The sequence below is a fragment of the Pseudomonas sp. GL-B-26 genome (assembly GCF_019947405.1).
Classification (GTDB): Bacteria; Pseudomonadota; Gammaproteobacteria; order Pseudomonadales; family Pseudomonadaceae; genus Aquipseudomonas.
In genome coordinates, this window is sequence record NZ_JAGYGJ010000087.1 from 1 (window position 1) to 6,530 (window position 6,530).

The 6,530-nt window shown below is 61.9% G+C and carries 5 protein-coding genes and 1 pseudogene; all 6 read right to left on the reverse strand.

What is annotated here, in order from left to right; all coding sequences use genetic code 11:
- Positions 1 to 86 precede the first annotated feature (86 nt).
- On the reverse strand, positions 87 to 1,595 hold the full coding sequence (locus KGB23_RS29825) for a sigma-54-dependent transcriptional regulator (RefSeq protein WP_150657241.1): 1,509 nt from the start codon (positions 1,593 to 1,595) through the stop codon (positions 87 to 89).
- A gap of 216 nt (positions 1,596 to 1,811) precedes the next feature.
- Positions 1,812 to 2,171, reverse strand: coding sequence for a DUF5064 family protein (locus tag KGB23_RS29830; RefSeq protein ID WP_223433671.1), 360 nt, complete (start codon positions 2,169 to 2,171; stop codon positions 1,812 to 1,814).
- Between the two features lie 153 nt (positions 2,172 to 2,324).
- Positions 2,325 to 3,653 (reverse strand): CoA transferase, encoded by a 1,329-nt coding sequence (locus KGB23_RS29835; protein WP_223433672.1) that lies wholly within the window; start codon positions 3,651 to 3,653, stop codon positions 2,325 to 2,327.
- Between the two features lie 82 nt (positions 3,654 to 3,735).
- The gene (locus KGB23_RS30555) at positions 3,736 to 4,491 is read right to left on the reverse strand and encodes a methyl-accepting chemotaxis protein (protein ID WP_411741514.1); all 756 of its coding nucleotides are present in this window, start codon (positions 4,489 to 4,491) and stop codon (positions 3,736 to 3,738) included.
- A 150-nt stretch (positions 4,492 to 4,641) separates the two neighbouring features.
- A pseudogene (locus KGB23_RS30560) lies at positions 4,642 to 5,874 on the reverse strand (chemotaxis protein); the annotation flags it as partial.
- Positions 5,875 to 6,052: 178 nt separating this feature from the next.
- A complete protein-coding gene (locus KGB23_RS29845) occupies positions 6,053 to 6,448 on the reverse strand; it encodes a YbaN family protein (RefSeq protein ID WP_223433674.1) in 396 nt (131 codons plus the stop codon).
- Between the last annotated feature and the right edge of the window lie 82 nt (positions 6,449 to 6,530).

The window sequence follows — 6,530 nt, forward strand, 5'->3', positions numbered from 1 at the left end:
CGAATGCGGTGTGTCAGTTAGCATTGATTTGACTGACCCACCGCATTCGCGAGCAAGCCCGCTCCCACATTTTGACCGAGTAGGCCTTACGGCTTATTGGGAATGCCGTACTTGCGCAACCGATGGGCGATGGCTGTGTGGGAGGTTTGCAGGCGGCTGGCCAGTTGGCGGGTCGAGGGGTAGCTGACGTAGAGTTTTTCCAGCAGGGTCTTCTCGAACTCTTCCATCGCCTGTTCGAGGCTATCGACGTCGCTGTCACTCTGACGCGCCACGGAGGTGCCGGCGATATCGAGGTCGCCAATGTCGACCAGGCTGCTTTCGCAAATGGCGGCGGCGCGGAAGATCACGTTCTGCAATTGCCGCACGTTGCCCGGCCAGCGATTGCCCAGCAGGGCCGGATAGGTGCCGGGCGCCAGGCGACAGACCGGGCGCTGGATCTGCGCGCAGGCCTGCTGCATGAAGTAGCGGGCCAGCAGCAGGATGTCCTGGCCGCGTTCGCGCAGCGGCGGGACTTCGACGTTCAGGACGTTGAGGCGATAGAAGAGGTCTTCGCGGAACGAACCTTCGCTGACCATTTTTTCCAGGTCGCGGTGCGTGGCGCTGAGGATCCGCACATTGACCTTCACCTCACGATCCCCGCCTACCCGGCGGAAGCTGCCATCGTTCAAGAAACGCAGCAACTTGGCCTGCAAGTACGGCGACATCTCACCGATCTCATCGAGAAACACCGTGCCCTGGTTGGCCAGTTCCATCAGCCCCGGTTTGCCGCCTCGTTGCGCGCCGGTGAAGGCGCCGGGGGCGTAGCCGAACAGTTCGCTTTCGGCGAGGTTCTCCGGCAATGCCGCGCAGTTCAGCGCCAAAAATGGCGAACTGTGCCGGGCGCTGATGGCGTGGCAGGCACGCGCCACCAGTTCTTTGCCGGTGCCGGTTTCGCCCTGGATCAACAACGGTGCATCGAGGGCCGCAACGCGTTGGGCGCGGGCCTTGAGGGTCCGAATCGCCGGGGACTCACCGAGCAGCGCATCGAAACCTTCGGCATGGTCGTGGTGCAGCGCCGACAGGCGCTCGCCGATGCGGTTCGGTTGATACAGGGTCAGCAGGGCGCCGGCGTCGGTAATCGGTGTGGCGTCCAACAGTAGCGTCTGGCCGTTGACGGTGACTTCCCGCAGCGGCAGGCGAAAGCCGTTTTCCAGCAGGGCTTCGAGCAGTGTCGGGTCGGCGAACAAGTCGGCGATGCTTTCGCCGTCAGGTTCGCGACCGTACAACGCAATCAGTGCCGGGTTGGCCAGCAGCACCTTGCCGGCACCGTCCAGCGCCAGGACCGGATCGGTCATGGCCGCGAGCAACGCATCAAGCTGCAGGTGCCGACGCTGGCCGGGAAGAATGTCGACCACCGTCACCGCTTGCACGCCGCGCACGCTGAACAACGCATCGCGCAGCTCTTCGAGGACTTCCGGGCTCAGGGTCGGGGCATCGATGTAGACGTTGGGCGGGACCATTTCCACCGCATCCAGATTGAGATTGCGCCCACCGAGCAGGGCCAGGACTTCCTGGGTAATGCCGACGCGGTCGATGAAGCTGACGTGGATACGCATGGGGCGTTTTTGGGTTCTGGAGTGCGGAGGGTGGCAAGTATGCCTTGGGGCGGGCCAATGGTGAAATCCTGCGCGGGACTTCAGCGTTACACCGAACCAATGTGGGAGCGGGCTTGCTCGCGAAGGCGGAGTGTCAGTCACTGTCGATGTCGGCTGTCAGACCGCTTTCGCGAGCAAGCCCGCTCCCACAGGTTCAGCTTTTACTGAAGAATTGGGTTATTCCAGATGCTCAGGTTTGACCGGATCACCGGATTTGACGTGGAGCTGCGCACGCACATCTTCAAACATGGCGTCGTACTCCTTGTGTATCGAGCCGATACTGGCCTCTTTGGGCATCCCGTACTTCTGCGCGATGCGCGTGGCATGCCGGGCGAAGTCGAACGCCTGATCCTTGGGCAGGAAGAATTCTTCCTTCAATTCCTTGTCCCCAACCGTGCCATGCATCTTGAACAGCATGCCTTCGCCTTCCTTGGGATCCTGGCTGACTGCATATTCGATGTGCAGGTTGTAACCGTAATCGTCCTTGGTCAGCGCTTGGCGCTCGATGTGCAGGTGACCGGGCTCGAACATGGCCATTTAGCGTTTCTCCTTCAAAAAGGCATTGAATCAGGGCAGACCTCAGGCCTGCCCTCGGAGTTTCCTTTATTGATAGCTTATCCGGTGTCGCCGTGTCCGAGAGTGGACCGATCACCGCGACTTTTCCAGTCTGTCGGGCGAACGATCAGTCGGCTACCACTGCGCGCGATGCGACCCCAATTCCGAAGCCGGAAGTGCCCACTGCAGCGGCGTCCCCGTAATTTTCAATGGCACCTGCAACCGATGCGCCGGTCCCCAGGGCGTCTGCTCAACCAACAGCCCTTGATCGTTGTCATCCTCCGCCCGCAACGGCTCATCTGTTCCCGCACCATTTTCAATCAGCAACTTCGCCGTACGCGCCAACGACAACCGCGCCGATCCACTACGCCCCAACAATCGAATCGCACTGGCCGCCATCAAATACCCGGTGGCGTGATCGAGCGCTTGCAAGGGCAATGGCGTCGGCTTGTCCGCGCGCTTCCACTGCATGCCAGCGTCGGCGATTCCGCTGCTCATTTGCACCAGGCTGTCGAAGCCGCGGCGGTTCTGCCACGGGCCGCTCCAACCGTAAGCATTGAGGCTGACGTCGATCAGGCCGGGCGCCAGTTTCTGGCGTTCGGCGACGTCGTAACCCAAGCGTTCCAGTGCGTCGGCGCGGTAGCCGTGGAGCAGAATGTCAGCGTCCTTGAGCAGGCTTTCGAACACCGCGCGATCAGTCTTGTCGTGCAGGTCCAGGCGTGCGCAGCGTTTGCCCAAGGTGACTTCCGGCACCACGCCGGGTTCGTTCCAGGTCGGTGGGTCGATGCGCAAAACGTCGGCGCCGAGGCCTGCCAGAAAACGGCTGGCGATCGGTCCGGCGAGCACTCGAGTCAAATCCAGCACCTTGATCCCGGCCAGCGGTTGCGCCACCGAGCCTTGCCACGGTTTCGCGTTCTGGCGGCTGTTTTCAGCAAACTGAATCAGCGGCTCGGCGTTCACAGCCTGACCTTGAGGATGCGCCTGCCATTGCGCCCAGCTACGCATCTCGGCGGCGCAGCCACCGGCATCGACCACGGCTTGCTCCAGATCGCTTTTGGCCCATTGAGCAACCTTGCTTGCCATCGCTGCACGGTCGGCACAGGCGCCGAGCACTTTTTCGGCAGCGGCGCGGTGATGGGGCGCGTTGGTGTGCAGACGGATCCAGCCATCCTTTGTGGCGTAGTCACCGGCGACCGGATCCCAGAGTGGCGGGACGGTCCAGCCTAACGGGCGGATCGACGTGGCGAACCAGAAAGAGGCCAGGCGCCGATCGACCTCAAGGCTGGGTAAGCGACCGGTTTGTTGCTGCAGCCATTCGCTGGCAGCCTGGCCGCCAGCGGCAATGCTGGCGCATGCCAGGTCGGTGACGGCAAACGCCGAGGGCAGGGCGCCGCTCGAGGTGAATGGAATCGGCGTGTGAGGCAAGCCGAGTGCGGCTTGAATGGACGTGAGTAAATCAGTCATCGAAGGCCCTCCGGGAGAGAGGGCAGCATAGATCAAAAGATCGTCCGAACGCGGCCCGAGCCTTCGGACGATCTTTTGAGGGTTACACCCGAAACTGATCCATCAGTTTCATCTGGTGGGAGGTCAACGAATTGAGATGGCTGCTGATCTGTGCCGATTCGGTGGCTTGGCCGGTCAGGGTTTCGGTGACGGTGCGGATCGCCGAGACGTTGCGGTTGACCTCTTCGGCCACGGCGCTTTGCTGTTCGGCGGCGCTGGCGATTTGCAGGTTCATGTCGCTGATGACCGTTACTGCGTCGCTGATTTTGCTCAAGGCCTGCACAGCTTGCTGGATCTGCCCGGCGTTGCTGTGAGCCTGGGTCTGGCTCGAATGCATCGTGGCCACCACGCCGCGAGTGCCGGTCTGGATGCGCTCGATGACGATGCGGATTTCTTCCACCGAGTCCTGGGTGCGTTTGGCCAGGTTGCGCACTTCATCGGCGACCACCGCAAACCCGCGACCGCTCTCGCCGGCACGCGCCGCTTCAATCGCCGCGTTGAGCGCCAGCAGGTTGGTTTGCTCGGCGATGCTGCGGATCACTTCCAGCACCGAGCCGATCTGCTCGCTGTTGACCGCCAGTGCTTCGACTTCGGTCACCGCCTTGCTGACTTCGTCGGCCAGTTGATTGATGTCGCGGGTGCTGCGCTCGATGATCGACATGCCGTCGCGGGCCGACTGGTCGGCACCCTTGGCCGCATTCGCCGCGTTCGAGGCACTGTTGGCGACGTCGTGGGCGGTGGCGCTCATTTCGTTGGACGCAGTGGCGACCTGGTCGATTTCGCGGAACTGCACCTGCATGCCTTCGCTGGTCTGGCGGGCGATTTCCGAAGACTGGTCGGCGGTGCCGCGCGCATCGGTGATGCTTTGTTTGATCTGCGCGATGGTCGGTTGCAGCTTGTCGAGGAAGCGGTTGAACCAGCTCACCAGTTCACCCAGTTCGTCTTTCTTGCTGTAGTGCAGACGCTGCGTCAGGTCGCCGTCGCCGCTGGCAATCGCCTTGAGCATCTCGGCCACGCTGTTGATCGGTCGAGTCACGCCGGACGCCGTGAGCCAGATCAGCAACAGCCCGACCAGGCCGGCAATTACCGCTACCAACACGGCTTTGATCGTGCCGCTTTGCTGGGCGTCATCGAGTACGGCTTGCAGCTTGACCGAGTCGGCCAGCAACACCTGTTTCGGCAGGTCGATCACCACGCCCCAGGCCTTGGACTCGGCAATCGGACTGACCGGGTACACCGCACGGATCAGGTCGCCCTGTTCGAGAATTTTCGGCGTGCCAGCGCTGAGCAATTGCAGGACGTCCTTGCCGTCTGCGCCCAGGGTGTCGCCGATGCTTTTGCCGACCTTGCTCGCGTCGACGCTGTAACCGGCGAGTACACCGCTGCCGGAGACGATCAGCATGTGCCCGGCGCTGTTGAACAGATCGCGCTGGGAGTCCACCGCCGCGGCTTGCAGCGCGTCGAGGGCGATGTCCACACCGACCACGCCGATGGATTTGCCATCCACCAGCAGCGGTACGGAAATGGTGGTCATCAGCATTTCCTTGCCGGCGACGGTGTCGGCATACGGGTCGAGCAGGCAGGTGCGCTTGCTGTCGCGAGGGCAGGTGTACCAGCTGTTATAGGGCGTGCCGCTGAGGCTCAAGGTGGTTTTGGTCATGTCGTCTTCGACCATTATCGTGTTGATCCCGACACCGCCGGCACGGCTCCAGTAGCTGGCGAAACGACCGGCTTCGTTGGACTGGCGAGCCGCATCGTTGGCGAATTCGCTGTCCTTGCCGTCGAGGCCATTGGGCTCGAATGCCAGCCAGATGCCGAGCACTTTGCTGTTGCGCTCGAAGGCGGTTTTCAGGCTCAGGTTCAACTCTTCACGCAGGGCGCCGGCGTCAAGGGAGCGCTTGGTCGCCATGTTGCGCATGTCCTTGATCTGATCGGCCAGGGCGGTCACCACCAGGAGGTTTTCGCCGAAGGTCTTCTGCACCCGCACCGCTTGCTCGGCGGCCTTGGCCTGGAGCAGGTTCTGCACGCTGGCGGTGAGCATCTTGCTGCTGGAGGCGCTGACCAGTTCATCGTTCTGATCGGTCTGGTAGATGTTCATGCCGACGATCAGGACGACCACGCCCAGCAGGCACAGACCGGAGAGCAGGACGATTTTCAGGCGGATGGAGAGAGAGTCGAACATAGGACGAACTCGCGAATGGATGAGGTGTTGGCTGTGAGTCGGGATCGACCCAATTCGCCAAGTCCATTCAGCGCCATTTAAGGCACATCGGCGTGGGCAAAGGTTGCATGAACGCGAAGCCGACGAACGGTAACAGGTGAACGTTTGCGCAGGAAAATGCCCTGAAAAGGACAAAAATTCAGGAAATTGTCGGCAACGATTCCGGCCGCGACCAGATCCACAGATTGCCCAGGCTCATGCCGGCAATCGCCAGATAGATCGGCCAGCCATGATCGAACGTCACCAGCATCAACCCGGCGCACAGCAGCATGCTGACGGTGGCGCTGAGCTTGGCTCGGCGGGTGATGATTTTGCCGTTGCGCCAGTTGCGCAGGATGGAACCGAACAGCCGATGGTTTTCCAGCCAGGCGCTCAGGCGCGGCGAACTTTTAGTCGCGGCCCAGGCGGCCAGCAGGATGAACTCGGTGGTCGGCAGGCCGGGTACGACAATGGCGATCAAGCCGATGCCCAGGCTGAGGTAGGCCAGGAGACCGAAAAGGATTCGGGCGAGTTTTGAGGATGTTGAGTGAGGCATGCGCTTTCCTTGTGGGAGCGGGCTTGCTCGCGAAAGCGGTGTGACAGGCCACATTGATGCTGACTGACACACCGCTTTCGCG

Coding starts and splice junctions, on each gene's coding strand:
- KGB23_RS29825 (WP_150657241.1), bottom strand. CDS start 1,595: ATGCGTATCCACGTCAGCTTCATCGACCGCGTCGGCATTACCCAGGAA.
- KGB23_RS29830 (WP_223433671.1), bottom strand. CDS start 2,171: ATGGCCATGTTCGAGCCCGGTCACCTGCACATCGAGCGCCAAGCGCTG.
- KGB23_RS29835 (WP_223433672.1), bottom strand. CDS start 3,653: ATGACTGATTTACTCACGTCCATTCAAGCCGCACTCGGCTTGCCTCAC.
- KGB23_RS30555 (WP_411741514.1), bottom strand. CDS start 4,491: ATGCAGGTGCAGTTCCGCGAAATCGACCAGGTCGCCACTGCGTCCAAC.
- KGB23_RS29845 (WP_223433674.1), bottom strand. CDS start 6,448: ATGCCTCACTCAACATCCTCAAAACTCGCCCGAATCCTTTTCGGTCTC.